Source organism: Streptomyces sp. NPDC091292 (genome assembly GCF_044757265.1).
GTDB lineage: Bacteria > Actinomycetota > Actinomycetes > Streptomycetales > Streptomycetaceae > Streptomyces.
Map to the genome: position 1 here is coordinate 271,431 of NZ_JBIVUQ010000008.1, position 25,591 is coordinate 297,021.

General features: G+C 73.0%; 23 protein-coding genes. 6 read left to right on the forward strand and 17 right to left on the reverse strand.

The genetic code is table 11. The annotated features are described in order from the left end of the window. Nucleotides 1-143: 143 nt before the first annotated feature. From pheT to infC, 7 genes are all read right to left on the reverse strand, one after another. The gene (gene pheT, locus ACIQNU_RS23480; protein ID WP_401369595.1) at nucleotides 144-2,672 is read right to left on the reverse strand and encodes a phenylalanine--tRNA ligase subunit beta; all 2,529 of its coding nucleotides are present in this window, start codon (nucleotides 2,670-2,672) and stop codon (nucleotides 144-146) included. Then, complete coding sequence (gene pheS / locus ACIQNU_RS23485; RefSeq protein WP_401369598.1) at nucleotides 2,672-3,799, reverse strand: phenylalanine--tRNA ligase subunit alpha; 1,128 nt, start codon at nucleotides 3,797-3,799, stop codon at nucleotides 2,672-2,674. The genes pheT and pheS overlap by 1 nt, the downstream gene beginning before the upstream one ends. Nucleotides 3,800-4,016: 217 nt before the next feature. After that, on the reverse strand, nucleotides 4,017-5,123 hold the full coding sequence (locus ACIQNU_RS23490; protein WP_401369601.1) for an ATP-binding protein: 1,107 nt from the start codon (nucleotides 5,121-5,123) through the stop codon (nucleotides 4,017-4,019). A gap of 111 nt (nucleotides 5,124-5,234) precedes the next feature. After that, the gene (locus ACIQNU_RS23495; RefSeq protein ID WP_401369603.1) at nucleotides 5,235-6,083 is read right to left on the reverse strand and encodes a TrmH family RNA methyltransferase; all 849 of its coding nucleotides are present in this window, start codon (nucleotides 6,081-6,083) and stop codon (nucleotides 5,235-5,237) included. Between the two features lie 122 nt (nucleotides 6,084-6,205). Then, nucleotides 6,206-6,589: a 50S ribosomal protein L20 gene (gene rplT, locus ACIQNU_RS23500; protein WP_020938960.1), complete on the reverse strand. Its 384-nt coding sequence runs from the start codon at nucleotides 6,587-6,589 to the stop codon at nucleotides 6,206-6,208. Between the two features lie 104 nt (nucleotides 6,590-6,693). Then, nucleotides 6,694-6,888: a 50S ribosomal protein L35 gene (gene rpmI / locus ACIQNU_RS23505; RefSeq protein ID WP_019065473.1), complete on the reverse strand. Its 195-nt coding sequence runs from the start codon at nucleotides 6,886-6,888 to the stop codon at nucleotides 6,694-6,696. 150 nt (nucleotides 6,889-7,038) lie between these two features. Further along, nucleotides 7,039-7,692: a translation initiation factor IF-3 gene (gene infC, locus ACIQNU_RS23510; protein ID WP_401369936.1), complete on the reverse strand. Its 654-nt coding sequence runs from the start codon at nucleotides 7,690-7,692 to the stop codon at nucleotides 7,039-7,041. Between the two features lie 409 nt (nucleotides 7,693-8,101). Here infC and ACIQNU_RS23515 point away from each other — a divergent pair, with 409 nt between their 5' ends. Then, entirely contained in the window at nucleotides 8,102-8,485 is a 384-nt protein-coding gene (locus tag ACIQNU_RS23515; protein WP_401369606.1) for a DUF1844 domain-containing protein, read from the forward strand. A 24-nt stretch (nucleotides 8,486-8,509) separates the two neighbouring features. On the opposite strand, the gene ACIQNU_RS23520 is transcribed toward ACIQNU_RS23515, so the two are convergent. Further along, complete coding sequence (locus ACIQNU_RS23520; RefSeq protein ID WP_401369609.1) at nucleotides 8,510-9,238, reverse strand: SseB family protein; 729 nt, start codon at nucleotides 9,236-9,238, stop codon at nucleotides 8,510-8,512. 131 nt (nucleotides 9,239-9,369) lie between these two features. On the opposite strand from ACIQNU_RS23520, the gene ACIQNU_RS23525 reads away from it, so the two are divergent. Beyond that, complete coding sequence (locus tag ACIQNU_RS23525) at nucleotides 9,370-10,293, forward strand: serine hydrolase (protein WP_401369612.1); 924 nt, start codon at nucleotides 9,370-9,372, stop codon at nucleotides 10,291-10,293. Nucleotides 10,294-10,299: 6 nt separating this feature from the next. Here ACIQNU_RS23525 and mycP read toward each other — a convergent pair whose 3' ends face one another. Then, the gene (gene mycP / locus ACIQNU_RS23530; RefSeq protein ID WP_401369615.1) at nucleotides 10,300-11,508 is read right to left on the reverse strand and encodes a type VII secretion-associated serine protease mycosin; all 1,209 of its coding nucleotides are present in this window, start codon (nucleotides 11,506-11,508) and stop codon (nucleotides 10,300-10,302) included. Continuing rightward, nucleotides 11,505-12,770: a hypothetical protein gene (locus ACIQNU_RS23535; protein ID WP_401369617.1), complete on the reverse strand. Its 1,266-nt coding sequence runs from the start codon at nucleotides 12,768-12,770 to the stop codon at nucleotides 11,505-11,507. Before ACIQNU_RS23535 ends, mycP begins: the two co-directional genes overlap by 4 nt. A gap of 390 nt (nucleotides 12,771-13,160) precedes the next feature. Here ACIQNU_RS23535 and ACIQNU_RS23540 point away from each other — a divergent pair, with 390 nt between their 5' ends. Further along, a complete protein-coding gene (locus tag ACIQNU_RS23540) occupies nucleotides 13,161-14,363 on the forward strand; it encodes an amino acid deaminase/aldolase (protein ID WP_401369620.1) in 1,203 nt (400 codons plus the stop codon). 47 nt (nucleotides 14,364-14,410) lie between these two features. Here the strand turns inward: ACIQNU_RS23540 and ACIQNU_RS23545 are convergent, their stop codons facing one another. The 5 genes from ACIQNU_RS23545 to ACIQNU_RS23565 form a co-directional block, all read right to left on the reverse strand. Next, nucleotides 14,411-15,322, reverse strand: coding sequence for a DUF2510 domain-containing protein (locus ACIQNU_RS23545; RefSeq protein WP_401369939.1), 912 nt, complete (start codon nucleotides 15,320-15,322; stop codon nucleotides 14,411-14,413). 34 nt (nucleotides 15,323-15,356) lie between these two features. Next, the gene (locus tag ACIQNU_RS23550; RefSeq protein WP_401369622.1) at nucleotides 15,357-16,631 is read right to left on the reverse strand and encodes a haloacid dehalogenase-like hydrolase; all 1,275 of its coding nucleotides are present in this window, start codon (nucleotides 16,629-16,631) and stop codon (nucleotides 15,357-15,359) included. A 168-nt stretch (nucleotides 16,632-16,799) separates the two neighbouring features. Next, on the reverse strand, nucleotides 16,800-17,585 hold the full coding sequence (locus tag ACIQNU_RS23555; protein WP_401369625.1) for a 3-oxoacyl-ACP reductase: 786 nt from the start codon (nucleotides 17,583-17,585) through the stop codon (nucleotides 16,800-16,802). A gap of 6 nt (nucleotides 17,586-17,591) precedes the next feature. Further along, nucleotides 17,592-18,962 (reverse strand): aldehyde dehydrogenase family protein, encoded by a 1,371-nt coding sequence (locus ACIQNU_RS23560; RefSeq protein ID WP_401369628.1) that lies wholly within the window; start codon nucleotides 18,960-18,962, stop codon nucleotides 17,592-17,594. Between the two features lie 8 nt (nucleotides 18,963-18,970). Continuing rightward, nucleotides 18,971-20,353 carry a glutamine synthetase family protein gene (locus ACIQNU_RS23565; RefSeq protein WP_401369631.1) on the reverse strand — a complete coding sequence of 461 codons (1,383 nt, stop codon included), beginning with the start codon at nucleotides 20,351-20,353 and terminating at the stop codon, nucleotides 18,971-18,973. A gap of 78 nt (nucleotides 20,354-20,431) precedes the next feature. Here ACIQNU_RS23565 and ACIQNU_RS23570 point away from each other — a divergent pair, with 78 nt between their 5' ends. From ACIQNU_RS23570 to ACIQNU_RS23580, 3 genes are all read left to right on the forward strand, one after another. Next, nucleotides 20,432-21,154: a FadR/GntR family transcriptional regulator gene (locus tag ACIQNU_RS23570; protein WP_401369634.1), complete on the forward strand. Its 723-nt coding sequence runs from the start codon at nucleotides 20,432-20,434 to the stop codon at nucleotides 21,152-21,154. Nucleotides 21,155-21,286: 132 nt separating this feature from the next. Next, nucleotides 21,287-22,735: an ethanolamine permease gene (eat, locus tag ACIQNU_RS23575; protein ID WP_401369637.1), complete on the forward strand. Its 1,449-nt coding sequence runs from the start codon at nucleotides 21,287-21,289 to the stop codon at nucleotides 22,733-22,735. 56 nt (nucleotides 22,736-22,791) lie between these two features. Then, a complete protein-coding gene (locus tag ACIQNU_RS23580; protein WP_401369640.1) occupies nucleotides 22,792-23,481 on the forward strand; it encodes a gamma-glutamyl-gamma-aminobutyrate hydrolase family protein in 690 nt (229 codons plus the stop codon). On the opposite strand, the gene ACIQNU_RS23585 is transcribed toward ACIQNU_RS23580, so the two are convergent. Together ACIQNU_RS23585 and ACIQNU_RS23590 are read right to left on the reverse strand one after the other, a co-directional pair. Next, a complete protein-coding gene (locus ACIQNU_RS23585; protein ID WP_401369641.1) occupies nucleotides 23,432-24,406 on the reverse strand; it encodes an aminoglycoside phosphotransferase family protein in 975 nt (324 codons plus the stop codon). The two genes, ACIQNU_RS23580 and ACIQNU_RS23585, sit on opposite strands and share 50 nt — an antisense overlap. Before the next feature lie 82 nt (nucleotides 24,407-24,488). Then, a complete protein-coding gene (locus tag ACIQNU_RS23590; protein ID WP_401369644.1) occupies nucleotides 24,489-25,526 on the reverse strand; it encodes a LysR family transcriptional regulator in 1,038 nt (345 codons plus the stop codon). Between the last annotated feature and the right edge of the window lie 65 nt (nucleotides 25,527-25,591).

The following is a 25,591-nucleotide window of genomic DNA, read 5'->3' on the forward strand; positions in this document are numbered from 1 at the left end:
CCACCTCGCCCGGACTTGTCACCCGAAGGAATGAAACAGCCGCGGAACGGCCACCACGGCCCGCGGGCCGCCGGACACAGGAGCCGACGACACGGGAGCGCGCCCCGCACGTGCTGTGCGGGGCGGGCTCCCGGGTGGCGGGATCAGGCCCCTCGCAGGACCGCTCCGCAGCGCTCCGCAGCGACGGTGACCGCCGTGTCGCGGGCCGTCGTCGCCTCCTCGACCGTCAGGGTGCGGTCGGCGGCCCGGAAGCGGAGGGCGTAGGCCAGGGACTTCTTGCCGGAGCCGACCTGTTCACCGGTGTAGACGTCGAACAGGCGGAGGGATTCCAGGAGTTCACCGGCGCCCTCGCGCAGCGCCCGCTCCACGTCGGTGGCCGGGACCGAGGAGTCCACGACGAGTGCGACGTCCTGGGTGGCGACCGGGAAGGTGGAGATCCGGGGTCCCCGCGGGACGCCTGCGCTCGCCCCCTCTACGAGGTCCAGGTCGAGCTCCATGGCGCACGTGCGGTCGGGCAGGCCCAGGGCCTTCACGGTGCGCGGGTGGAGTTCGCCCGCGTGCCCGGCGATCCGCTCGGCGCCGTCCACGACGACGGCCAGTTCGGCGCACCGGCCGGGGTGCCACGGACCGTACTGCCCTTGCCGCACGATCAGTTCGGTGCCGGACTCGGCGGCGACGGTCCGTGCCGCCTCGACCGCGTCGGCCCAGTCGGCGGGGCGCCCCTTGCCCCACCAGCCGGCCTGCTCACGGGCGCCCGCGAGGACGACGGCGACATGCCGGGGCTGGACGGGGAGCGCGGCGGTGAGCGACGCGATCTCCTCGTCGGTGGGGCGGCGGTCGACGGGCAGCCGCCCCGCGATCCGCTGCTCCTCGCGCGGGTGGAAGACCAGGCCGGTCTCGAACAGGGCGAGGTCGTGGCTGCCGCGCCCGTCGTTGCGCCGCAGCGCGGCGAGCAGACCGGGCAGCAGCGTCGTACGGAGGGCGGGCTCCTCGTCGGAGAGCGGGTTGACGAGCGTGACGACCCGGCGGTCCGGATCGTCGGCGGCCAGGCCGAGCTGGTCGAAGACCTGCGTACCGAGGAAGGGGTAGTTCAGCGCCTCGACATATCCGGCTCCGGCGAGCGCGCGGCCGACGCGGCGGTGTGTCCGCTGGCGGTCGGTGAGGCCGCGGCCCGCGGGGGGCTTGGGCAGCGTCGAGGGCAGGTTCTCGTAGCCCTCCAGGCGGATGACCTCTTCGGCGAGGTCGTTCGGGTCGGTGAGGTCGGACCGCCAGGACGGCAGCGTGACGATCAGCTCGTCCTGCCCGTACACGTCACAGCCGACCTCCTGGAGTCGGCGTACGACGGTCTCGCGGCCGTACGCGACGCCCGCGACCTTGTCCGGGTGGTCGGCCGGGATGGTCAGGGTGCGCGGTGCGTGCGGGGCGACGACCTCGGTGACGCCCGCGTCGGCGGTGCCGCCGGCGAGGAGGACGAGGAGGTCGACGGTGCGCTGGGCGGCGGCGGACGCGGCGAGCGGGTCGACGCCCCGTTCGAAGCGCTTGGACGCCTCGGACGCCAGCTTGTGGCGGCGGGCGGTGCGCGCGATCGAGAGCGCGTCGAAGTGGGCGGCCTCGATGACGACCTCGGTGGAGCCGGTGGTCTCACCGGTCTCCGGGTCGGTGACCGGGTCGGCGATCTCGGTGTCGGCGCCGCCCATGACGCCCGCGAGACCGATCGGGCCGCGGTCGTCCGTGATCACCAGGTCCTCGGGGTCGAGGACCCGCTGCGCGCCGTCGAGGGTGGTGAGCTTCTCGCCGGGTGTGGCGCGGCGCACCCCGATGGTGCCTTCGATCCGGGTCCGGTCGTAGGCGTGCAGGGGCTGGCCCAGCTCCAGCATCACGTAGTTCGTGATGTCGACGGCGAGGGAAACGGGCCGCATCCCGGCCTTCTGGAGGCGGCGGCGCAGCCAGATCGGGGAGCGGGCCTCGGGGTCGAGTCCGGTGACGGTGCGCGCGGTGAAGCGGTCGCAGCCGCGCGGGTCGGCGACCTCGACCGGGTAGCCGTACGCGTTCGGCCCCGGCACGTCGAGGAGCGCCGGGTCACGCAGCGGCAGGCCGTACGCGGTGGCGGTCTCGCGGGCGACACCGCGCAGCGACAGGCAGTAGCCGCGGTCGGGTGTGACGGCGATGTCGAGGACCTCGTCGACGAGTTCCAGCAGCGCGATCGCGTCGGTGCCGACCTCGTGCTCGGGCGGCAGGACGATGATGCCCTTGGTGCCGTCGTCGCCCATGCCCAGCTCGTCGCTGGAGCAGATCATGCCGCGCGACACATGCCCGTACGTCTTGCGCTCGGCGATCGCGAAGCCGCCGGGCAGCTCCGCGCCGGGCAGCACGACGACGACCTTGTCGCCGACGGCGAAGTTCCGGGCGCCGCAGACGATCTCCTGCGGCTCCCCGGTGCCGTTGGCCTGGCCGACGTCGACCGTGCAGAAGCGGATCGGCTTCTTGAAGCCGTCCAGCTCCTCGATGGTCAGCACCCGGCCGACGACGAGGGGGCCCTTGAGGTCGGCGCCGAGCTGCTCGACGGTCTCGACCTCAAGGCCCGCGGACACGAGCTTGGCCTGTACGTCACGGCCGGTCTCGGTGGCGGGGAGGTCGACATACTCCCGCAGCCAGGAAAGCGGGACCCGCATCAGATCTCCATCCCGAACGGCCGGGTGAACCGGATGTCACCCTCGACCATGTCTCGCATGTCTTCGACGTTGTGGCGGAACATCAGCATCCGCTCGATCCCGAACCCGAAGGCGAAGCCGCTGTACTTCTCGGGGTCGACCCCGCAGGCGACGAGCACGCGCGGGTTGACCATGCCGCAGCCGCCGAGTTCGATCCAGCCTTCGCTGGAGCAGGTGCGGCAGGGCCGGTCGGGGTGGCCGACGGAGGCGCCCTTGCACACGTAGCAGAGCATGTCCATCTCGGCGGACGGCTCGGTGAAGGGGAAGTAGTTCGGGCGCAGCCGGGTCGTCATGTCCGAGCCGAACAGCGACTGGACCATGTGGTCCAGGGTGCCCTTGAGGTCGGCCATGGTCAGGCCCTCGTCGACGGCGAGCAGCTCGATCTGGTGGAAGACCGGGGTGTGCGTGGCGTCCAGCTCGTCGGTGCGGTAGACGCGCCCCGGGCAGACGATGTAGACGGGCGCCTCGCGGGCGAGGAGCGCGCGGGCCTGCACGGGCGAGGTGTGGGTGCGCAGCACCACACCGGACTCGTCGCCGTGGGTCTCCCCCGGGCCCTGGACGAAGAAGGTGTCCTGCATCTGCCGGGCGGGGTGGTCGGGCGTGAAGTTGAGGGCGTCGAAGTTGAACCACTCGGCCTCGACCTCGGGGCCTTCCGCGATCTCGTAGCCCATGGCGACGAAGACGTCGGCGACACGGTCCATGAACGAGGTCAGCGGGTGGCGGGCGCCGGCCGGGACCCGGTCGTAGGGCAGCGTGACGTCCACGGCCTCCTCGACCAGGACGCGGGCGTCCCGCTCGGCCTCCAGCTCGGTCTGCCGGGCGGCGAGCGCCTTGTTCACGGCGCCGCGGGCCTGGCCGACGCGCTTGCCCGCCTCGGCCTTGGCCTGCGGGGGCAGTGCGCCGATCTCGCGGTTGGCGAGGGCCAGCGGCGAGGTGCCGCCGGTGTGGGCGACCTTGGCCTCCTGGAGCTGTTCGAGGTCGCCCGCGGCGGCGAAGGCGGCGAGCGCCTCGTCCCGCATGCGCTCGATCTCTTCCGGTTTCAGTGCCTCGACCTCAACAGGGTCGTACGACTTGTTCGGTGCCGACATCTCTTCCCGTGCTTCCGATTGGCTGGCGGATGGTCCCCGTCCCGGCTCAAGGGCGCGCCGTCCCTGAACTGGAGACGCTTCGTCTCGGATCTGGGGACGCAAGGTGCCAAAGGCCGAGTCTAACGGGGGTGAGAGGCACCCAGGGAACGGGCGTGGTGGCCCGGGGTGCGGGCTCCCGGGTGGCTCTCGGGGTACGCGGAGGCCCGTGGGCGGCGGCTCAGCTCAGATAGGCCGGAGCGCTCACGGGCAACGTAAATCGGAACTGGGCGCCTCCGGCGGGCCCCCGGCCGACCGTGATGGTGCCGCCGTGGGCCTCGACGATGCCCTTGACGATGTACAGGCCGAGCCCGGTGCCGCCGCGCTTGCTGCCCCGCCAGAAGCGGGTGAAGACACGGTTCATGGATTCCTCCGGGATGCCTGGGCCCTCGTCGCTGACCGTGACCGCGGTGCCGGCGCTGCCGGGTTCGCGGGGGCTCGGTGCGGGCTCCACGTCGATACTGACGGTTCCCTCGCCGTGGCGCACGGCGTTTTCCAGCAGGTTGCTCAGGACCTGGTCGACCTTGTCGGGGTCGGCCCACAGGTCGGGCAGGGGCTGCTGGAGCCGGACGAGGAAGCGGTCGGCGGGCTGTCCGGCGGCGACGTGGGCCTGGATGTGGCGGCCGACGGCGGTGCCGATGTCGACGGGCTGGCGGCGGACCTCCAGGCGCCCGGAGTCGATGCGGGAGATGTCGAGGAGTTCGGCGATGAGCCGGGTGACGCGGTTGGCGTCGGCGTCGACGGTCTCCAGCATGAGCCGCTTCTGGTCGTCGGTGAACCGTTCCCATTTGGCGAGCAGGGTCGCGGTGAAGCCTTTGACGGAGGTCAGCGGGGAGCGCAGTTCGTGGGCGACGGTGGCGATGAGTTCGGCGTGGCTGCGTTCGGTACGGCGGCGGGCCTCGGTGTCGCGCAGCGAGACGACGACCCGGCGAACGGGTCCGGTGGGTACGGTGCGCAGGTAGCGGGCGGAGACGAGGACTTCCCGGCCGCCGGGCAGCAGGAGGTTGCGTTCGGGCTGTCCGACGCGGATGGCGAGGCCGCCGTAGGGGTCGGTGAGCTGCCACCAGCGGCGGCCCTCCAGGTCCTCCAGCGGGAGGGCGCGCTCCAGGGGGGTGCCGAGCGCGGTGTGGGCGGGGACGGCGGTGATCCGGGCGGCGGCGGCGTTGAAGGTGACGACACGGCCGGCCTCGTCGGCGACGACCAGTCCGTCGGGGAGGTCGTCCGGCGCGATGCCGAGCGCCGTGGAGGCAGCGTGGGCCTCCGTGGCGCCACTGGTGCCGACAGACATGTTCCCGTACCCCACCTCTCGAACCGGTGCAGTGGGCGACCGAGTTGGTCACCCTACTAGTCGCCGGTCGTCGGCTACCAGTCACTCAGCGGCGTGGTACGGGCGGTGTGCTCAGGCCCGGCAGCCGCCGTCCGTGCGCTGGGCGCGTGCGGACGCGTAGAGACATACGGCCGCGGCGGTCGCGAGGTTCAGGCTCTCGGCGCGGCCGTGGATGGGGACGCGGACGACGGCGTCGGCGAGGGCGCGGGTCTCCTCGGGCAGGCCCCATGCCTCGTTGCCGAAGATCCAGGCGGTGGGGCCGCCCATGGTGCCGCGGTCGAGTTCGGTGTCGAGGTCGTCGTCGCCCGCGCCGTCGGCGGCGACGATCCGCACGCCGGCGTCCTTCAGCCGCCGCACGGCGGCGTCGACGGGGACGCCCACGGCGACGGGCAGATGGAACAGGGAGCCGACGGAGGCGCGGACGGCCTTGGGGTTGTAGACGTCCACGGAGGCGTCGGTGAGGACGACGGCGTCGGCGCCCGCGGCGTCGGCGCAGCGCAGCACGGTGCCGGCGTTGCCGGGGTCGCGGACATGCGCGAGTACGGCGACGAGCCGGGGCCGGGCGGCGACGATCTCGGGGAACGGGGTGTCGAGGAAGCGGCAGACGCCGACGAGCCCCTGGGGGGTGACGGTGGTGGAGATGTCCGCGATCACGGCTTCGTCGGCGAGGTGGACGCGGGCGCCGACCGTACGGGCGGCGGCGACGATGTCGGCGTACCGCTCGGCGGCCTCGACGGTGGTGAACAGTTCGACGAGCGTGGCGCCCGCGGCCGAGGCGTGCGCGGCGGCCTCCCGTACGGCCTGCGGCCCTTCAGCGAGGAACAGCCGCTCCTTGCCCCGGAAGTTCCGCCGGGCCAGCCGCCGTGCGGCGGCCACTCGGGCGGAGCCGGGGGAGATCAGCTCGGGCGTTGCGCCGGGCATCGCGAGTCACCTCGTCTTGGAGCGGGGAGAGGTGCCGATACCGCACCACACAACACAGCGGACCCGCAGACACGAAGCCCGCGGGTCCCTGAACGTCTTCGTCCGGCTGAGCCGGCGCGGCGTCACGCAGCCTTGGGAGCGTTGACGTCGCTCGGCAGGGCCTTCTGCGCGACCTCGACGAGCGCCGCGAACGCGTTGGCGTCGTTGACGGCCAGCTCGGCGAGGATCTTGCGGTCGACCTCGACGTTGGCGGCCTTCAGACCCTGGATGAAGCGGTTGTAGGTGATGCCGTTGGCGCGGGCAGCGGCGTTGATCCGCTGGATCCAGAGCTGACGGAAGTCGCCCTTGCGCTTCTTGCGGTCGTTGTAGTTGTAGACCAGGGAGTGGGTGACCTGCTCCTTGGCCTTGCGGTACAGGCGCGAACGCTGACCGCGGTAGCCGCTGGCGGCTTCGAGGATCGCCCGGCGCTTCTTGTGGGCGTTGACTGCCCGCTTGACGCGTGCCACTTGTTAACTCCTTGTAGCGGGGCCGTGGTGGTCGTCACACGGCCCGGTATCGATTGGGTCCCGGTCCTGGCGTCGCGGTGCCCCCGTCACCGGGGGCCGCGACGTCACTTGCCGAGAAGCTTCTTGATCTTCTTGGCGTCGCCCGGGGCCATCTCGGCGTTGCCGGTGAGGCGACGCGTCACGCGGGACGACTTGTGTTCGAGCAGGTGGCGCTTGCCGGCGCGCTCGCGGAGCACCTTGCCGGAGCCGGTGATCTTGAAGCGCTTGCTGGCACCGCTGTGCGACTTGTTCTTCGGCATGGCGCCGTCTCTCCTCGTCAGGGGCGTTCCGGTGCCCGGTCGTGAAACCGGGCACGGTGGAACGTCATATGGATCGGTGGGCATCCCTGGACTGGTGTCCCTGGACTCCCGGGACTCGCGTCCTGGGCACCCGGGGCATACGCCCCGGGGTCACGCCTCGGCGGAAGCCTCGGCCGGGGCCTCGGCCTCGGCGAAGTCCTCTTCGGCGGCGTTCTGCGAGCGACCCGGGTGGGCCTTCGCTTCCGCCTTCCGGGCCGCCTGGGCCTCACGGGCCTCGGCCATCGCCTCGGTCTTCTTCTTGTGCGGACCGAGAACCATGATCATGTTCCGGCCGTCCTGCTTCGGGTTCGACTCCACGAAGCCGAGGTCCTGGACGTCCTCCGCGAGCCGCTGCAGCAGCCGGTAACCCAGTTCCGGCCGGGACTGCTCGCGACCACGGAACATGATCGTGATCTTGACCTTGTCGCCCTGCTTGAGGAACCGGACGACGTGACCCTTCTTGGTGTCGTAGTCGTGCGGGTCGATCTTCGGCCGGAGCTTCATCTCCTTGATGACCGTGTGCGCCTGGTTCTTGCGCGCCTCACGGGCCTTCATGGCCGACTCGTACTTGAACTTCCCGTAGTCCATGAGCTTGCACACGGGCGGGCGGGCGTTCGCCGCGACCTCGACCAGGTCCAGGTCGTACTCCTGCGCAAGCTCCAGGGCCTTGGCAAGCGGGACAATCCCGACCTGCTCGCCGCTGGGACCGACAAGTCGCACCTCGGGAACGCGAATCCGGTCGTTGATGCGGGGCTCGGCGCTGATGGATCCTCCTCGGTAGCACCTACGCGACGGTCTGGCGGACAGCCGCGTAACGTCTGTGTTCGTAAAGACCTAACCGAGCCGGCGCATGAAAAATGCCCCGGACGATCACAGCGGGGCTCCTTGCGTACCGGAACACCGCCGCTCGGTCGCGGGGCGTACATCGGGCGGGCCGCGTCGCACTGGACGGGGTCGCCTGACCGGTGACCCGACACCCGTGAGGGCGGTCAGGTGGGAGAGCGGAGCCTCCACTTGTGGGCCGGGCGCGCTGACATGCTGGGGGCGCGTCCGACCGGTCGTTACACCAGGTTAGCAGTTCGCGCCGGAGCGGGCCAATCGCGGCGCCGGGCCGTCACCCGGCCGCCCGGACCTCACTCGGATGCCGTGCGGGGCTGGGCCTATCGTGTGGGGCATGAGTGACGCCACCCTTGACAGCCAGGCCGAGCGTACCGATGGTCCGGCCCCCGACTTCGACAGCATGACCCGTGACATCGCGGACGTCCCCGCGGTCGAGGTGATCACGACGGTGGCGGTGCACCTGATGAGCGCCGCCGCGGTGAACCTGGGCCTCGCGGAGGACGGCGCGGCCCACAAGGACCTGGACGAGGCGCGGAAGCTGATCCATTCGCTGGCGGGTCTGATGGACGCGGGCGGCACGGAGATCAGCTCGTTCCACGCGGCGCCGCTGCGGGACGGTCTGAAGTCGCTCCAGTTGGCGTTCCGTGAGGCGTCGCTGGTCGCGGACGAGCCGGGTCAGGGTCCGGGCGAGAAGTACACGGGCCCGGTGTACGGCTAGTCATCCGGCCGGCCGTCCGGCCGGTCATCTGACGTAGAGGGGCTCGCCCGGTGGGGTGCTGCCGGCCGGCAGGAGTGCCAGGTCGAGGCCGCGTACCAGGCGGGCCCTCAGTGTGTCGTCGGCGGCGAGCGCCCCGGCGATCCGCCGGACGGTGTCGGCGGGCGCGGCCGTCGGGTCGAGGACGAGGGCCAGGGTGCCGTCGGCGGTGCCGGGGCCCAGGTGGGCGCGGAGCACGGCGGGCTCGGCGGCGACGGCGGCGCGGACGGCGCCGGTGACGGCGGGGTCGGCGAGCGGATCGCCGCTGGTGCGGCCCTCGGCGAGGGCGAGCAGGGCGGGTCCGGTGATCTCGTAGGCGACGGGTCCCGCGAGGTCGAGGACGACGGTGTCGGCCTTTTCGTGCGCGGCGGCCTGGAGGGCCTGGTGCAGGGGTACGGCGACGGGGCGGGCCTCGGGGTCCCAGCGGGCCAGTGTCCCGGTCGAGGTGAAGGCGGGCAGGGCGGTGCGGTCGCCCGCCTTGAGCGTGGGGACCGCCATGTCGCTGGTCTTCTCGCGGCGCAGCCCGTTCTCGTCCTGTTCGACCTCGCCGAGCACGGAGACGACCGGGACCAGCAGGCGGGCCCCCTTGAGCGCGGCCAGGACGGGCCCGTGGGCCGTGCGGTCCTGGGCCCAGGCCGCGAGTGCCGCGGTCAGCCGGGGGTCGGCGGAGCCGTCGTCGTCGGAGAAGCCGGGGTCGGGGATGTTCTTGTTCGCCACGATGGTCGACCCTACCGAGGGGGGCGGCCCGCGGTTTTCCGGGGGACCTGTCCCGGTGGCCGCTCATTTTTCTCAGCGGTTCCTGACCTCTCTCTCATGATTTACACAGAAACGGCACGAAGCATCCGGGCATGTACCGGCACCGGCTTCCCCTCGCGGCGTGCGCATTCGCCACGCTCATCGGCTCCCTCATAGGCTGCTCCGCCATGGACCGCGCGCAGGCCGTGGCGTCCACCTCCATGGTCCCGACGTCGTCGGCCGCCCAGGTGTCGGCACCCACGGCGGGCGCGACCACGGCGACGGGCAAGGGGGGTGCGGTGGATCCGGACAAGGTGCTCGCGAAGGCACTGGCGGGCGTGGCGACCGAGGGGAAGGCCCGCTACTCGGTGGCGGTGGCGTCGCTGGACGGGGCGGGGAGCGTCGCGCGGTACGGGGCCGGGACGGCGTACGACACGGCGAGCATCGTGAAGGTCGACATCCTGGCGGCAGTGCTGCTGCGGGCGCAGGACGCGGGGCGCCCGCTCACGGCCCAGGAGCGGACGCACGCGACGGCGATGATCCGCAGCAGCGACAACGCGGCGGCGAACGCGCTGTGGGAGACGATCGGCGGGGCCAAGGGCCTGGACGCGGCGAACGCACGTCTCGGGCTGACGGGGACGAAGGGCGGCGCGGGCGGCCGGTGGGGGCTGACGCGGACCACGGCCGACGATCAGATCAAGCTGCTGCGGGCGGTGTTCGCGACCGGGACGGGTGACGCGGTGCTGACCAAGGCGTCGCGCGCGTACGTCCAGGATCTGATGGGGCGGATCGCGGCGGACCAGGACTGGGGGGTCTCGGCGGCGGCCGACACGGACTGGGCGCTGAAGAACGGGTGGCTGCCCCGGACCGCGACCGGCCTGTGGGACATCAACAGCATCGGGTGGGTGACGGTGAACGGGCACCCGTATCTGGTGGCGGTCCTGTCGGACGGCAACGCGTCGATGGACAAGGGCGTCGCGCTGGTCGAGCACGCGGCGGTGACGGCGGTCGGCGCGCTGGCCAAGTCGCGGGTCTGAGAGGGCTCAGACGAGGGGGCGGTGGCCGGGTCGGCGGCGGCCTCGCCACAGGTAGACCGCCGTGGCGAGCAGGGCGACGCCCAGGCCGCCGGCGAGGGGTCCTGCCCAGCCGGTGACCGAGGTGTCGGACGGGTCGTCGGGGCCGGTTCCGAAGTATGTCTCGCCGTACGCGGCGGCCCGCAGCTCCGGTTTCAGCTTGCCGCCCTCGGCGATCGCGGCGGCCGGGTCGACCAGGCCGAAGCCGCGTGAGTCGTCACGGCCGCCGTGGGGAGCGTTGCGGGCCGTGTCCTCCAGGAGCCGTTTGATCTGCGCCGGGGTCAGGTCGGGGTGGGCCGCGCGGACCAGGGCGACCGCGCCCGACACGAAGGCGGACGCCGCGCTGGTACCCCAGCCCTCGTAGTAGCGGCGGTCCGGGTCGACGAGGACGACGTCGACGCCGGGCGCGCTGACGGTCGCGTACCAGCGGCGGGTGGAGAAGGAGGCGCGGGTGCCGTAGCGGTCGACGGCCGTCACCGCGATCACGCCGGGGTAGGCGGCGGGGTACGAGATGTGGTCGCCCTTCTCGCCGCCGTTGCCGGCGGACGCGACGACGACGGCGCCCTTCTTGAGGGCGTACTGGACGGCGGCGTCCTCGGCCGGTTCGGGGTGGGCCGACTCGGAGTCGTCGCCGAGGGAGAGGTTGATGACGTCGGCGCCCTGGTCGGCGGCCCAGCGGATGCCTTCGGCGAGGGCGCCGCCCCGGTTGTCGCGGGCCTTCTTGCGGGACGGGTCGCCGTCCTCCAGGATCACCCGGACCGGCAGGATCCTGGCCTCGGGCGCCATGCCCATGACGCCGTCCTCGGCGCCCGCGCCATGGCCGTGACCGGCGATGATGCCCGCCATCGCGGTGCCGTGCCGGGCCCAGGACCGGTCGCCGCGCGAGGCGCCGAAGCCGACCAGGTCCTTGCCGGGCACGACGTTGCCCTCCAGGTCGGGGTGCTGGTCGTCCACGCCCGTGTCGAGGACGGCGACGGTGATGCCCTTGCCCTTGGTGGTCCGCCACGCCTGCTCGGCGTGCAGCGCCTCCAGGCCCCATTCGCGGGCGCGGATGCTGTCGGCGTGGGCGGCGGTGGCGGGCAGCAGGGCGACGACGGCGGCGAGCAGGGCGGCTGCGGTGCCTGTGGCGACGGCGCGGGCGGGCCGGGCGATGCGTGCGGCTCGGACGTGGGGGGTCATGTGGGTTTCTCCGTGGCGGCTGCGACGGTTTTGCGCAGGCCGCGTTCGACGCGGTCGGCGATGCCCTGGGCCTCGTGGCCGAGGCCGGCCTGGGCCGGGGCTGTGGTGGTGCCGGCCTTCATGGCGTCGGCGGCGGGCTGTGGATCGGTCACGGTCCGTCCGTCGGCGAAGCCGGAGACCGCGTAGACGACGACGGGCGCGTCGGAGAGTACGGACAGCGTCCAGGAGGCCCGCTGCCGGTCCCCGAACCCTTCGGCGAGGGTGCCCTTGGCCGCGTAGGGGCGGGGCATGAGGTCGCTGCGCCGGTCGAGCCCTTCCGCGGTGAAGCGTTCCCGCAGGGTCTTCATGCCGTCGGCGTCGGCCTTGGTGAACAGCAGCCCGACGGTGGTGACATGGCTGCGGGTGGCGTCCGTGTACGTGGCGCGCAGCAGCCGCAGACAGCCGGCCGGGGCGAGTGCCTTGCGCAGCAGTGGGTCGAAGGCGTTCGCACAGGTGCTGTCGGGTGCGACGGCGATCCGGGTCCAGGTGCGGTCGGCGCCGCCGGGTCCCGCGCCCTCGCCTTTGAGCACGGGTGGGAAGAGCTGGTCGACGGGGGTGCTGTGCCAGAGGCTGTCGGCGGCGGCGTAGGCGTTGCGGCTGTCCGCGGCGGCGGTGCTGTCGCCGGTCAGCCAACTCCCGGTCACAGCGCCGCCGATGAGCCCGAGCCCGAGGACGACACAGGCCGCGGCGGCGGCTGCGCGGGGGCGGACCCGGGGACCGACGGGGCGCAGCCGGGTGGTGTCGTCGTCGGGGATGCCGGGTCCGGTACCGGGCGGCGCGAACGTGACGAAGGGGCGTCCGGCGCCGGGCCCTGGGGTGAGGTCGACGGAGCCGACGGTGCGGCGGAGGGGGCGGGCCGGGGGACGGACGGGGGGCGGGGTGGCCAGGGGGGTGCCGGCGGCCGGGCGCACGGGCGGCGGCAGGTCCGGGAAGCGGGCCGAGGGCGACGGAGGCGGCGGGGAGGTGGGCGCTGGGGGCGATGCCGGCGGCGCGGACGGCCGGGGCGGTGTCTCGTCGGCCGGGGTGGCGGGGCGCGGGAGGAGCGTCGGGAAGCGCGGCGCCGACGGGGTGTCCCCGTGCCCGGTCTCGTCCGCCTCGTGCGCGCCACCGGAGGTGCCGGGTGCGCGGGACGGTGCCGGTGGTGGTACCCGGGGTGGCCGGGGCGGAGGTGGCGGGGTCGCGGGGCGCGGAGGGAAGGGGGGCCGACGCGCTTCCGTGCTCATGCACCCCCCGTTTCTCGCGGCCGGGCCTCCACCCGGCCGGACTGCTGGACCCGGGCGCGCTGCCCGGAACCCGTACCGGGCGCCGTACCCGGACGTCCGCACCCGGTCCCGTACCCCGGAGCCATACGCCGAGGCGTGCACCGGGCGCCGGGGCGGGGCCCACGCCAAGGCTTCCCACGTCCGGGCGTCCGCACGCGGGACCCTGTGCGCGCGCCGCCGGTGAAGGTGGCGCGCCCGCGGGCGGACCGCTCCGACAAGCCGGTTCCGTTCCCGCGTGCGCGTCACTCTACGGGCTGATCCCCGCTCTGCGGGAACCGGTCCGCAGGCCAGGGTTGTTCTGCCCGGAACGTCCCCCTACCCAGGGGTAATCACGTCTGGCAGGCTTCGGTCATGACTGCCCGTACCGCCGATCGGGCCCGCTACGACCGGGCCACCGCCGATCTCGACGCCCCCGTCGCGATCGTCGATCTGGACGCCTTCGACGCCAATGCCGCGGATCTGGTCCGCCGGGCGGCCGGTAAGCCGGTCCGGGTCGCGAGCAAGTCCGTGCGCTGCCGCGCCCTGCTGGAACGGGCCCTGGCCCGGGACGGTTTCGCGGGGATCATGTCGTTCACGCTGGCCGAGTCGCTGTGGCTGGCCAGGTCCGGGTTCGATGACGTCCTGCTCGCCTATCCGTCGGCCGACCGGGCGGCGTACGCGGACCTCGCGGGCGACCCGAAGCTCGCGGCGGCCGTGACGGTGATGATCGACGACCCGGCGCATTTGCGGTTCATCGACGCGGCGCGCGACGGCGGGCGCGAGGAGATCCGGGTCTGTCTGGAACTCGACACCTCGCTACGGCTGTTCGGCGGCCGGGTCCGGATCGGCGCCCTGCGTTCCCCGCTGCGCTCCCCCGCCCAACTCGCGGAGCTGGCCCGCTCGGTGGCCCGGACGCCGGGCTTCCGGCTGGTGGGCATCATGGCGTACGAGGGTCATGTCGCCGGTGTCGGCGACGCGGTGGCCGGCCGGCCGCTGCGGTCGCGGGCGATCCGGCTGATGCAGAGCGCCGCGCGCCGGGAGCTGGCGGTGCGGCGGGCGGAGGTGGTGCGGGCGGTGCGGGCCGTGGCGCCGGATCTGGAGTTCGTCAACGGCGGCGGTACGGGCAGTGTGCAGCACACGGCGGCCGAGGACGCCGTCACGGAGATCGCGGCGGGCTCGGGTCTGTACGTGCCACGGCTGTTCGACAACTACACGTCGTTCAGCGGGCGTCCGGCCGCCCTCTTCGCACAGCCGGTCGTCCGCAGGCCGGGCGTGGGTGTGGTGACCGTGCTCGGTGGCGGCTATCCGGCGTCGGGGCCCGCGGGCGCCGACCGGCTGCCGGTGCCGTATCTGCCGGAGGGGCTGCGCTACGACCCGCAGGAGGGGCCGGGCGAGGTGCAGACCCCGTTGATCGGGTCTCCCGCCGACGATCTGCTCATCGGGGACAAGGTGTGGTTCCGGCACGCGAAGGCCGGTGAACTGTGTGAGCGGTTCGACGAGGTGCGGCTGATCGAGGGCGACCGGGTGACGGCGACCGTGCCGACGTACCGGGGCGAGGGACACACCTTCCTCTGATACCGCTCCCCTGATGCCGCTTCCCCTGATGCCACCCGCCAACGGGGCTACGGCAGGGGTTCCATGCTCTGGCCGACGCCGCCGCCGGTGTCCGCGTCGTGCACGGACCGGATGCCCTTGGTGATCCTGTCCATGTCGGCGAGCGCCGGCCCGTCGGGTCCGGCGTCGAAGGCGTATCGGATCATGACCATCGACTCGGTGCCCACGCTCGAAGGGAACGCGAGCGACTGCACGTAACCCCCGGGCCCCAGCTCGGTCTTCACCCGCCAGCGGACGTAGTACCCGGTCCGTCCGGCCACCGCGACCTGGCCCGCCTTGACCTGCTGGTGCGAGGTGATGCCGTGGAAGGGGCGGCGGTCGATGGTGTCGCGGTCGTACCAGTCGTCGGCCGCGTCCTCGATGTCCTGGAGGGCGAGGACGCGCGGGGACTTCTCGTCGTTGGCGGTCACCGTGCGGGACATCACGGCGCCGTGGCGGCAGACGCCGCTGTCGCCGGGGCAGTCGTAGGTGCCGTCGGTGGACATCACCATGGTGTCGTCGGTGGTGAACTTCGGCCGGACCCAGCCGTCGAGCAGGGGCAGGGTGATGCCGTTGAGTTCGTCCACGACCACCGCCGGGTCGTCGGCCGAGGGTTCGGATGTGGACGGCGACGGGGTCGGGGTGTTCTCGTGCTCGGACGCCCCGGACGAGGACGGCTCCCCCGATGGGGAGTCCACCGCCTTCGGATCGGGGGTGTCGTCCCCGCCGCCGAGCACGACGACGCCGGTGACGATCGACGCCACGAGGACCGCTCCGGCGACGGTGAGCGCGACCAGCCGGGCGCGCCGCCCGCCACCCGGGGGTGCCGGAACCGGCGCCTCCGCAGGCGGCTGCCGGTGTTCCGTCCATCCGGTCCCGTCCCACCAGCGCTGTACGGAGGGTGCCGACGGATCCGGGTACCAGCCGGGCGGAGGCGACATGGTCATGCGGAAACTCTAAGGTGCCGCGCGAGCCTCAGTACACCGTGTCCGCCTGGTCCGGCACCGTCGAGCCGTCGCCGCGCAGGAGCGGACCGCCGCCTCCCCGGGGCTCGTTGTACGCGGTCGTCGCACACGGATAGCCGCCGGGCTTGCGGGGCAGCGGGGCGAGGAACATCGGGTTGACGATCCAGCGGCCGTCGGCGTCGTCGTACGCGCGGCACATCAGCTCGGCCTTGTTCCGGTTGAGGACGAGGTGCGCGCCGGTCGCGTCGCCGACGAACGTGACGTCCGTGTCGGCGTCACCCGCGCCGAGCGCGATCCGCCGCTGCCAGGGCTGCCGCTGCCAGGCGGCGGCGCCCCGTACGCCGAAGATCTCCTGATTGATCCAGCACCGTTTCCCGTCGATGTACGGGATGGCGTCGCCCCGGCCCGCCGGCACCCCGCCGCAGCCCTCGTTGCGGGGCGTGATGCGGCCCCGGCGGTCGAGGACCGAGCGGATGGCGAGGGTGTGGTCCGCGTCGACGCCGACGCCCCGGGACCACACCTCGGTCACCGGTTCCGATCCCGCCGACACGATGAACACGTCGAACCCGGCGCGCCGGAGCGTGCGGATGAGGTCACGCTGCTGGTCGTAGTAGCGGACGTAACCGGAGATCTCATGGGTGCCGACGGTCCGGGTGGCGCCGACGGGCGCGGCCAGTGCCTCCGTACGGGCCCGCTCGGCGTATCCGGTCAGCTCGCGGACGGTACGGCCGGCGAAGAGCTGGGGCACCCAGGCGTACTGCGGCACCGTGCGCCGGTGGTTCCAGTCGCCCGCGAATCCGGCGGCGCCGCTCATGGTGCGGCCGTTCTCGCGCAGCTCCCAGATCTCGTCGGCGCAGCGGGTGTTCGCCGAGGTGGGGAGCGGGGAGCCGACGGGTACGGAGGTGCCGCAGGCCCGGGTGAGCGCCCGGTCCGCGGTCTCCGTGAGCCACTGGCCGGCATCGCGCCAGCTCTTCGGGCGGAGGATCTTGTCGTGCCGCAGCGCCCAGCCGAGGGTCGCGTCGGTGACGTCGTTCTTGGTGACGGTGTTGTCCCAGTCGAAGGCGGCGACCGGACGGCCCCCGCGCCCCGTCCCGGCGCAGACGCCGCGCTCGTCGATCACCCGCTGAAGCAGGGCGCGGTTCTCGCCGTACCAGGGGAGGTCCGTGGAGAGGCGGGGGCAGGGGCGGGCGGTGGGGGCGTGGGCGATGGCCGGGGACGGGAGGGCCACGGCCGCCAGTGCGGCAGCCGCGGCCAGTGTCGACGCGAGGGCTCTTCTCTTGTACATGGGCTTGTGCATGGGTTTGTGCATGGGTTTGTGCATGGGACCCGGACCGTACACGGGTCCGTGGCCCGCACCCGGGAGGCGCGGCACCGCGCCTCTTCAGGGGCGCGGGGAACTGCGCGACCGGCCACGACGGACCCGCAGCCGGCCGAGAGCCCTCCGGTGGACCCCCTAGAGCGGTGTCACGTACGCGCCGGAAATCCCCCCGTCCACAAGAAAGTCCGTCGCGTTCACGAACGACGAGTCGTCGCTCGCCAGGAAGGCAACAGCGGCAGCGATCTCCGTGGCCTCCGCGAACCGGCCCACCGGGATGTGGACGAGGCGCCGGGCCGCCCGCTCCGGGTCCTTGGCGAACAGTTCCTGGAGCAGCGGGGTGTTGACGGGCCCCGGGCAGAGGGCGTTGACGCGGATGCCCTCGCGTGCGAACTGGACGCCGAGTTCCCGGGACATCGCGAGGACGCCGCCCTTGGACGCGGTGTACGAGATCTGTGAGGTCGCCGCGCCCATCCGGGCCACGAAGGAGGCGGTGTTGATGATGGAGCCCTTGCCCTGGCGGCGCATATAGGGGAGAGCGGCCTTGCAGCACAGGTACACGGAGGTGAGGTTGACCTCCTGGACGCGCTTCCAGGCGTCGAGTCCGGTCTCCAGGATGGAGTCGTCGTCGGGCGGGGAGATGCCCGCGTTGTTGAAGGCGATGTCGACCGAGCCGTAGGTGTCGTACGCCGTCTTGAACAGCGCTTCGACCTGGTCCGCGTCGGTGACGTCGACCTTCACGAAGGTGCCGCCGACCTCGTCGGCGGCGGCCTTGCCCGCCGTCTCGTCGATGTCGCCGCAGACGACGTGCGCGCCCTCGGCGGCGAGGCGGCGCGCGGTGGCCAGGCCGATGCCGCTGCCGGCGCCGGTGATGACGGCGGTGCGGCCCACCAGGCGGCGGCAGATGTTCTCGGTGTCGGTCATGGTCGTTCAGGCCTCCGTGCTGAGGAAGACGTTCTTGGTTTCGGTGAAGGCGGTGAGGGCGTCGGGTCCGAGTTCGCGGCCGAGCCCGGACTGTTTGTAGCCGCCGAAGGGGGTCCAATAACGCACGCTGGAGTGCGAGTTGACGGAGAGGTTCCCGGCGGCGACGGCCTTCGAGAGGCGCAGGGCGCGGCCCACGTCGCGGGTCCAGATCGAGGCGGCGAGCCCGTAGTCGGTGGCGTTGGCGAGGCGTACGGCGTCGTCCTCGTCGGTGAAGGGCAGGACGACGGCGACCGGTCCGAAGACCTCTTCGCGAGCGGCGGGGGCGTCGGGGGCGAGGCCGGTGAGGACGGTCGGGGCGCACCAGAAGCCGGGTCCGTCGGGTGCGGTGCCCCTGATGGCGGGCTGGTCGTCGGCGAGGTAGGAGCGGACCCGGTCGAGCTGGGCGCGGGAGATCAGCGGGCCCATCTGGGTCTTCTCGTCGGCCGGGTCGCCGACCACGACGGAGGTGATGCCGGGGGCGAGGAGGTCGAGGAAGCGGTCGTACACCGATGCCTGGACGAGGATGCGGGTGCGGGCGCAGCAGTCCTGGCCGCTGTTGTCGAGGAAGGACATCGGCGCGGCGGTCGCGGCGGCCTCGATGTCGGCGTCGGCGAAGACGATGTTGGGGCTCTTGCCGCCGAGTTCGAGGGTCACGCGTTTCACCCGGTCGGCGCACTTGGCCATGATCCGTTTGCCGACGCGGGTGGAGCCGGTGAACACGATCTTGGCGACGCCTGGATGCTCGACCAGGGCTTCGCCCGCGATGTCGCCCGCGCCGGGCAGCACCTGGAACAGCCCTTCGGGAAGTCCGGCTTCCAGGCCGAGTTCGGCGAGCCGCAGGGCGGTCAGCGGGGTGGTCTCGGCGGGCTTGAGGAGGACGGCGTTGCCGGCGGCGAGCGCGGGCGCGGTGCCCCAGGCCGCGATGGGCAGCGGAAAGTTCCAGGGCGCGATGACGCCGACGACGCCGAGGGGTTCGAGGATCGTGATGTCCAGGCCGCCGGGTACCGGGATCTGGCGCCCGTTGAGGCGTTCCACTCCCCCGGCCGCGTAGTCCAGGAGGTCACGGACGTTGCCGGCCTCCCAGCGGGCGTTGCCGATGAGATGGCCGGCCTCGGTGACCTCCAGGCGGGCCAGCTCCTCGATGTGCTGGTCGACGGTGGCGGCGAAGCGGCGCAGCAGCCGGGCCCGGTCGGCGGGGGCGAGGGCGGCCCAGGTGCGCTGGGCGGCCGTGGCGCGGACCACGGCCGCGTCGACATCGGCCGCCGTGGCGCCGGGGACGGTCGCGATCACCTCCTCGGTGGCCGGGTTGAGCACCTGGAGGTCGTACGGGTTCGACAAGACGTTCCTCACATGCGTTCGAAGGAGCGGCGTAGCTCCCAGTCGGTGATCGCGGCGTCGAAGGCGTCGAGTTCGACGCGGGCCATGTTGCGGTAGTGGTCGACGACCTCGTCACCGAACGCGGCCTTCGCCACGGGGCTGTTCTCCCAGAGTTCGGCGGCCTCGCGCAGCGTGGTGGGGACGTGCGCGTAGTCGGCGGCGTACGCGTTGCCCGCGCAGGCGTCGGGGAGTTCGAGTTTCTGCTCGACGCCGTACAGGCCTGCCGCGATGAGTCCGGCGACGGCGAGGTGCGGGTTGACGTCGCCGCCGGGGAGCCGGTTCTCGAAGCGGGTGGCGGGTCCGTGGCCGACGACGCGCAGGGCGCAGGTGCGGTTGTCGTGGCCCCAGGCGACGGCGGTCGGCGCGAAGGAGCCGGGCTGGAAGCGCTTGTAGGAGTTGATGTTCGGCGCGTACAGCAGGGAGAAGTCGCGCAGGGCGGCGAGCTGCCCGGCGAGGAAGTGGCGCATCAGCTCGGACATGCCGTCGGTGCCGTGGCCGCCATGGGCTCCGTCGCCCGCCATCACGTTGCGGCCGTCCGCGTCGGTGAGCGAGAGGTGGATGTGGCAGGAGTTGCCCTCGCGCTCGTTGTACTTCGCCATGAAGGTCAGCGAGACGCCTTCCTGGGCGGCGATCTCCTTGGCGCCGGTCTTGTAGATCGCGTGCTGGTCGCAGGTGGTCAGGGCCTCGTCGTAGCGGAACACGATCTCGTGCTGGCCCGGGTTGCACTCGCCCTTGGCGGACTCGACCGTGAGGCCGGCGGCGGCCATCTCGTTGCGGATGCGGCGCAGCAGCGGTTCGACGCGGCCTGTGCCGAGTACGGAGTAGTCGACGTTGTACTGGTTGGCCGGGGTGAGGCCGCGGTAACCGGAGTCCCAGGCCTGTTCGTAGGTGTCCTTGAAGACGATGAACTCCAGCTCGGTGCCGACCTGCGCGGTCAGGCCGAGCGCGGCGAGCCGGTCGAGCTGGCGGCGCAGGATCTGGCGCGGGGCGGCGACGACCGGGCCGCCGTCGTTCCAGGCGAGGTCCGCGATCAGCATCGCGGTGCCCTCGTTCCACGGGACGCGGCGCAGCGTGGCGAGGTCCGGGTGCATGGCGAAGTCGCCGTAGCCGCGGTCCCAGGACGACATGGCGTAGCCGTCGACGGTGTTCATCTCGGTGTCGACGGCGAGGAGGTAGTTGCAGCCCTCCGTGCCGTGTTCCAGCACCTCGTCGAGGAAGAAGCGGGCGGCGAACCGCTTGCCCTGGAGCCGCCCTTGCATATCGGGGAACGCCAGGACGACAGTGTCGATCTCACCGGCGGCGACGAGGGCGCGCAGCTCCTCGACGCCGAGCGGTGGTGTGCGGTCTGCCACGGGACGGGCCTCCTTCGGTCAGCCGGGGCAACATAAGGTATTGCCGAGAACCTTTGCTTGGGAAGGGGGTGCGGGCGAATGCGTCCGGATGCCGAGGACCGCCTGACGCCGATACTCCGGCCGGTGCGCGCGGGGAACGGTTTCGAGGAGGCGCTTGAGCAGATCCTCCAGGTCGTACGGCTGGGTCTGGTGCCGGGCGGGGAGCGGCTGCCCGCGGAGCGCGAACTGGCCGACCGGCTCGGCATCAGCCGGGTGACGCTGCGCGAGGTCCTGAAGGTGCTCCAGGACCAGGGCCTGGTGGAGTCGCGGCGCGGGCGGTACGGCGGCACGTTCGTCCTGCCGAGGAGCGAGGAGCCGGGCGAGGAGGAGTTGCGGCGCAGGATCGGACAGATCGACGTCGAGGACGCGCTGCGCTTCCGTGAGGTCCTGGAGGTCGGCGCAGCGGGGCTGTGCGCGGCGCACGGCCTGACGGACGAGCAGGCGGCGCGGCTGCGGGACGCGCTGGCCCGGACGCACGACGCGCCGCTCGCCGACTACCGGCGGCTGGACACGCTGCTGCATCTCACGCTGGCCGAGCTGAGCGGGTCGCCGACGCTGACCGCGCAGTACGCGGCGGTCCGGGCGACTGTCAACGACCTGCTCGACTGCATCCCGCTCCTGGTGCGCAACCTGGAGCACTCGCAGCGCCAGCACACCGCGCTGGTCGAGGCGGTGCTCGACGGGGACGCGGACGGGGCGCGGGAGATGATGCGCGAGCACTGCGCGGGGACGGCGGCGCTGCTGCGGGGATTCCTGACGTGAGCCGGCGGGTGCCGGAGCGGCCGTTTACGGCGACGTAACGCACGGGTCTTGCTTTCTGACGCCCCGCACCGCAAAGGTATGGCTCCGTTCCATTGAGCCGCGTCCACCGCCCGCCCCGTGGGGAGTCGTGCCATGTCCCTGGATTCCACCCGAGAACGTTCCGCCGAACCGGCGGACGACTATCTGGACCGCAGAACCCTGCGCCGCGGCAGCGCGGGCTGGCTGCTCCTGACCGGACTCGGCGTGGCGTACGTCGTCTCCGGCGACTACTCCGGCTGGAACTTCGGCCTGGCGCAGGGCGGTTTCGGCGGCCTCGCCATCGCGATGGCCCTGATGGGCGTGATGTACGCCTGCATGGTGTTCTCGCTCGCCGAACTGTCCTCGGTACTGCCCACGGCGGGCGGCGGCTACGGCTTCGCCCGCCGCGCCCTCGGCCCCTGGGGCGGCTTCCTCACCGGCACCGCGATCCTCATCGAGTACGTCCTCGCGCCCGCCGCGATCTCCATCTTCATCGGTGACTACGTCGAATCCCTGGGCCTGTTCGGGCTGACCTCGGGCTGGCCGGTGTATCTGGCGTGCTTCACCGTCTTCATCGGCATCCATCTGTGGGGCGTCGGCGAGGCGCTGCGGTTCAGCTTCGTGGTCACCGGGATCGCGGTGGCGGCGCTGCTCGTCTTCGCCGTGGGCGCCTTCATGGACTTCGACGCGTCCCGGCTGAACGACATCGCCGTGGAGCCGGACGCGTTCGGCGCGAACTCGTGGCTGCCGATGGGGCTGCTCGGGATCTGGGCGGCGTTCCCGTTCGGGATGTGGTTCTTCCTGGGCGTCGAAGGGGTGCCGCTGGCCGCCGAGGAGACCAAGGACCCGGCGCGGACGCTGCCCCGCGCGATCCGCTGGTCCATGGGCATCCTGGTGGTCCTCGCGCTGCTCACGTTCTTCGCGTCGGCGGGCGCGCGCGGCTCGGACGCCCTCCAGGAGGCGGGCAATCCGCTGGTCGAGGCGTTGCAGCCGGACGGCGAGGCCACCGTGCTGAGCCGGATCGTCAACTACGCGGGCCTCGCGGGCCTGGTGGCGTCCTTCTTCTCGCTCATCTACGCGGGCTCCCGCCAGCTCTTCGCGCTCTCCCGGGCGGGCTATCTGCCCCGCTTCCTGTCCCTGACGAGCAGCCGCAAAGCGCCCTGGCTGGGGCTCCTGGTCCCCGGCGCGATCGGCTTCGCGCTGGCCGCCGCGACGGGCGACGGCGCCCGGATGCTGAACGTCGCCGTGTTCGGCGCCACCATCTCGTACGCGCTGATGTCGCTGTCGCACATCGTGCTGCGGCGCCGGGAGCCGGGGCTCGCGCGGCCGTACCGTACGCCCGGCGGTGCGCTGACCTCGTCGGTGGCGCTGGTGCTCGCCTGTGCGGCGCTGGTGGCGACGTTCCTGGTGGACGTGGTGGCCGCGTTCATCGCGCTCGGCGTGTACGCGGTCGCCGTCGCCTACTTCGGCCTGTACAGCCGTAAGCGTCTGGTGGCGCGCGCCCCGGAGGAGGAGTTCGCGGCGCTGGCCGCCGCCGAGGCAGAGTTGGCACGCGACAGGTGAGGGGCCGGTGACGGGTCGGTGACGGGTGTTTGGAGGGCCGAGTGGAGGAGGGTGGCGTGAGCAGGCCGCTGATCGGGGTCAGCACGTATCGGGAGAGCGCGCGCTGGGGTGTGTGGGAGCTGGAGGCCGCGCTGCTGCCGATCGGCTACCCGCGCCTCGTACAGGCGGCGGGCGGGCTCGCCGCGCTGCTCCCGCCGGACGACCCGGCCGCCGCCGCGGCGACGGTGGCGCGGCTCGACGGCGTGGTGATCGCGGGCGGCCCGGACGTGGAGCCCGTACGGTACGGCGCCGCCCCTGAGCCGCGTACGGGACCGCCCGCGCGGGACCGTGACGCCTGGGAACTCGCCCTGATCGACGCGGCGCTGGCGTCGGGCACCCCGCTCCTGGGGATCTGCCGGGGCATGCAGTTGCTGAACGTCGCCCTCGGCGGCACCCTCGTCCAGCATCTCGACGGGCACGTCGAGGACACCGGCGTCTTCGGCACCCACCCCGTGACCCCGGTCGCGAGCACGCGGTACGGGGATCTGGTGCCGTCGGAGTCGGCCGTACCGACCTATCACCACCAGGCCGTGGACCGGCTCGGCTCCGGTCTGGTGGCGTCGGCGCACGCGCGCGACGGGACCGTGGAGGCCGTCGAACTGCCCGGCGCGCACTGGGTGCTCGGTGTGCAGTGGCACCCGGAGATGGGCGAGGACCTCAGAGTGATGCGAGCCCTGGTACGGGCCGCAAAGCCAGCCTCGTCCTGAGCCAGTCGAGGGCGGCGACGCCCTGCGCGTGCTGGAAGGCCCGCACCGTCGGCAGCCCCGGCGGGGCGGGCTTGCGGGCGTGCGACACGAAGAAACCGGCGAGCGCGGCGAGGGCCACGGTGACCGCGTCGGGGTCGGCGGCGCGGCCCAGCGGATGCCCGGTGAACGTCGCCTCGGGGTCGGGGCCGCCCTGCGCGCGGACGCACGGCAGCATCACCAGGAGGTCGAACCAGGGCGCGGCGAGCGAGGCGTGCGGCCAGTCGACGAAGACCACCCGTTCGTCGGTGAGCAGCATGTTGTCGGCGCGCAGGTCGCCGTGCGCGAGGGTGGTGCCGGCCACCGCCTCGGGCCAGGGCGCACTGAACTCCGCGAGGGCGCCGAGATGCCGGGCGACCCACGGGTCGAGTCCGCTGATGTCGTCGGCGTCGGTGAGGTCGCGCCAGCCCCGGAAGTCGCCCGCGACGCGGTCCACGACGGGCGGGGCGTCCACCGGGGACGGGGTCAGGGCGGCCGACAGGCCGTGCACGGCGTCCAGGACGCGCCCGAACTCGTCGTCCCGCCAGGGGACATGGGGCTGGTGTCCGGGGACGTCCTCGAAGACGAGGGCGACCCAGGTGCCGTCGTCGTAGGAGCCGAGCAGCCGGGGCGCCGCGATGTCGTCGGGGAGCGCCGCCGCGTGCCGGGCCTCGGCGCGGTGCATGGTCGGGCTGATCGGATTGGCCGCCGTGCTCACGGCCTTCACGAACGCGGCCCTGCCCGATGCCGTGCTCACCCGCGCGGCGACACCCGGCGAGAAACCGCCGCGCTGGGTCGCCGCGGTCGCGACCGGGTCACCGAGAATGTCCGCGACGGCGTCCCGGACCCGGCCCGGGAGATGCTCCCAAGGGATACGGGCGCCGCTGGCCGGTGGCGCGGTAGGGGTCATGGACGCATCGTCCTGCGTCCCCCGGGTCCGCGCCAATCGAATTACGGCCGGAGCGGCGCGGCTCCGCTCCGCCGTACGCGGGTCAGACACGGCCGCTCCGGGTCAGCGACAGCAGGTCGCGGGCGGGTCCCGTGGGGCGGTGCCCGGTGGGCCAGACCGCTTTGAGGTCCCGGGCGAGGCGTACGCCCTCCAGGGGAATCCGGACCAGTCGGCGGGCCGCCAGCTCCTCGCCCACGGCGAGTTCGCTGAGGACCGCCGGGCCCGCTCCCCCGACGGCCGCCGACTTCACCGCCGTGGTCGACGACAGCTCGATCAGGGGCCGGGCCAGGCCGCCGAGCGCGGTGTCCAGGACCTCCCGGGTGCCGGAACCCTCCTCGCGCAGGATCAGCGGCGTACGGGCCAGCTCCGCACCGTCCAGGATCCGGCCGCGCCGGGCCCACGGGTGGCCGGGCGCGGTGACGACGACGAGCCGGTCGTGCCCGATGACGACCGTGTCCAGGCCCGGCGGCAGGCTCAGGCCCTCCACGAACCCGAGGTCGGCGGCGCCGGACAGGACGCGGGCGGCGACGGCGGCCGAGTTGCCCGCGCGCAGCGAGACCGCCGTGCCGGGCCGCCCGGTGCGCAGCGCGATCAGCCAGCCCGGCAGCAGATACTCCGCGATCGTCATGCTCGCGGCGACCCGGAGCCGGGACTCCCGGTCGGCCCGCAGCGCCTGGGCGCCCGCGTCGAACGCCTCGGCCGCCTCGACCACACGGCGGGCCCAGTCGGTGACCAGGGCGCCCGCGTCCGTGAGCCGGGAGCCGCGCGGCGACCGGTCGACCAGGGCCACGCCGAGCTGCCGCTCCATGGACCGGATCCGGCCGCTGGCCGCCGGCTGGGTGATCCCCAGCTCCCGCGCCGCCCGCCCCAGACTGCCGAGCCGCGCGACCGCGAGCAGCAGCTCCAGGGCGCCGAGGTCGGGGACGCGGTGGGCGAGCGGGGGGCGGTCGGGGCGGGTGGCCGGGGCGGGCGCCGGGGGCGGGTCGGGCGCGGCGGGCGCGGCGGGCGGGTTGAGCGGGTCCGGCTCGGCGAGCGGGTCGGGCGATTCCGGCGGGTCGAGAGGGTCGGGCGGGTCAGTCATAAGTCCAGGTTATGTGCCCATAGGGGCGTGGTCCCTGGTGCGGGTCCGGTCCGGGCGGGAGCGTG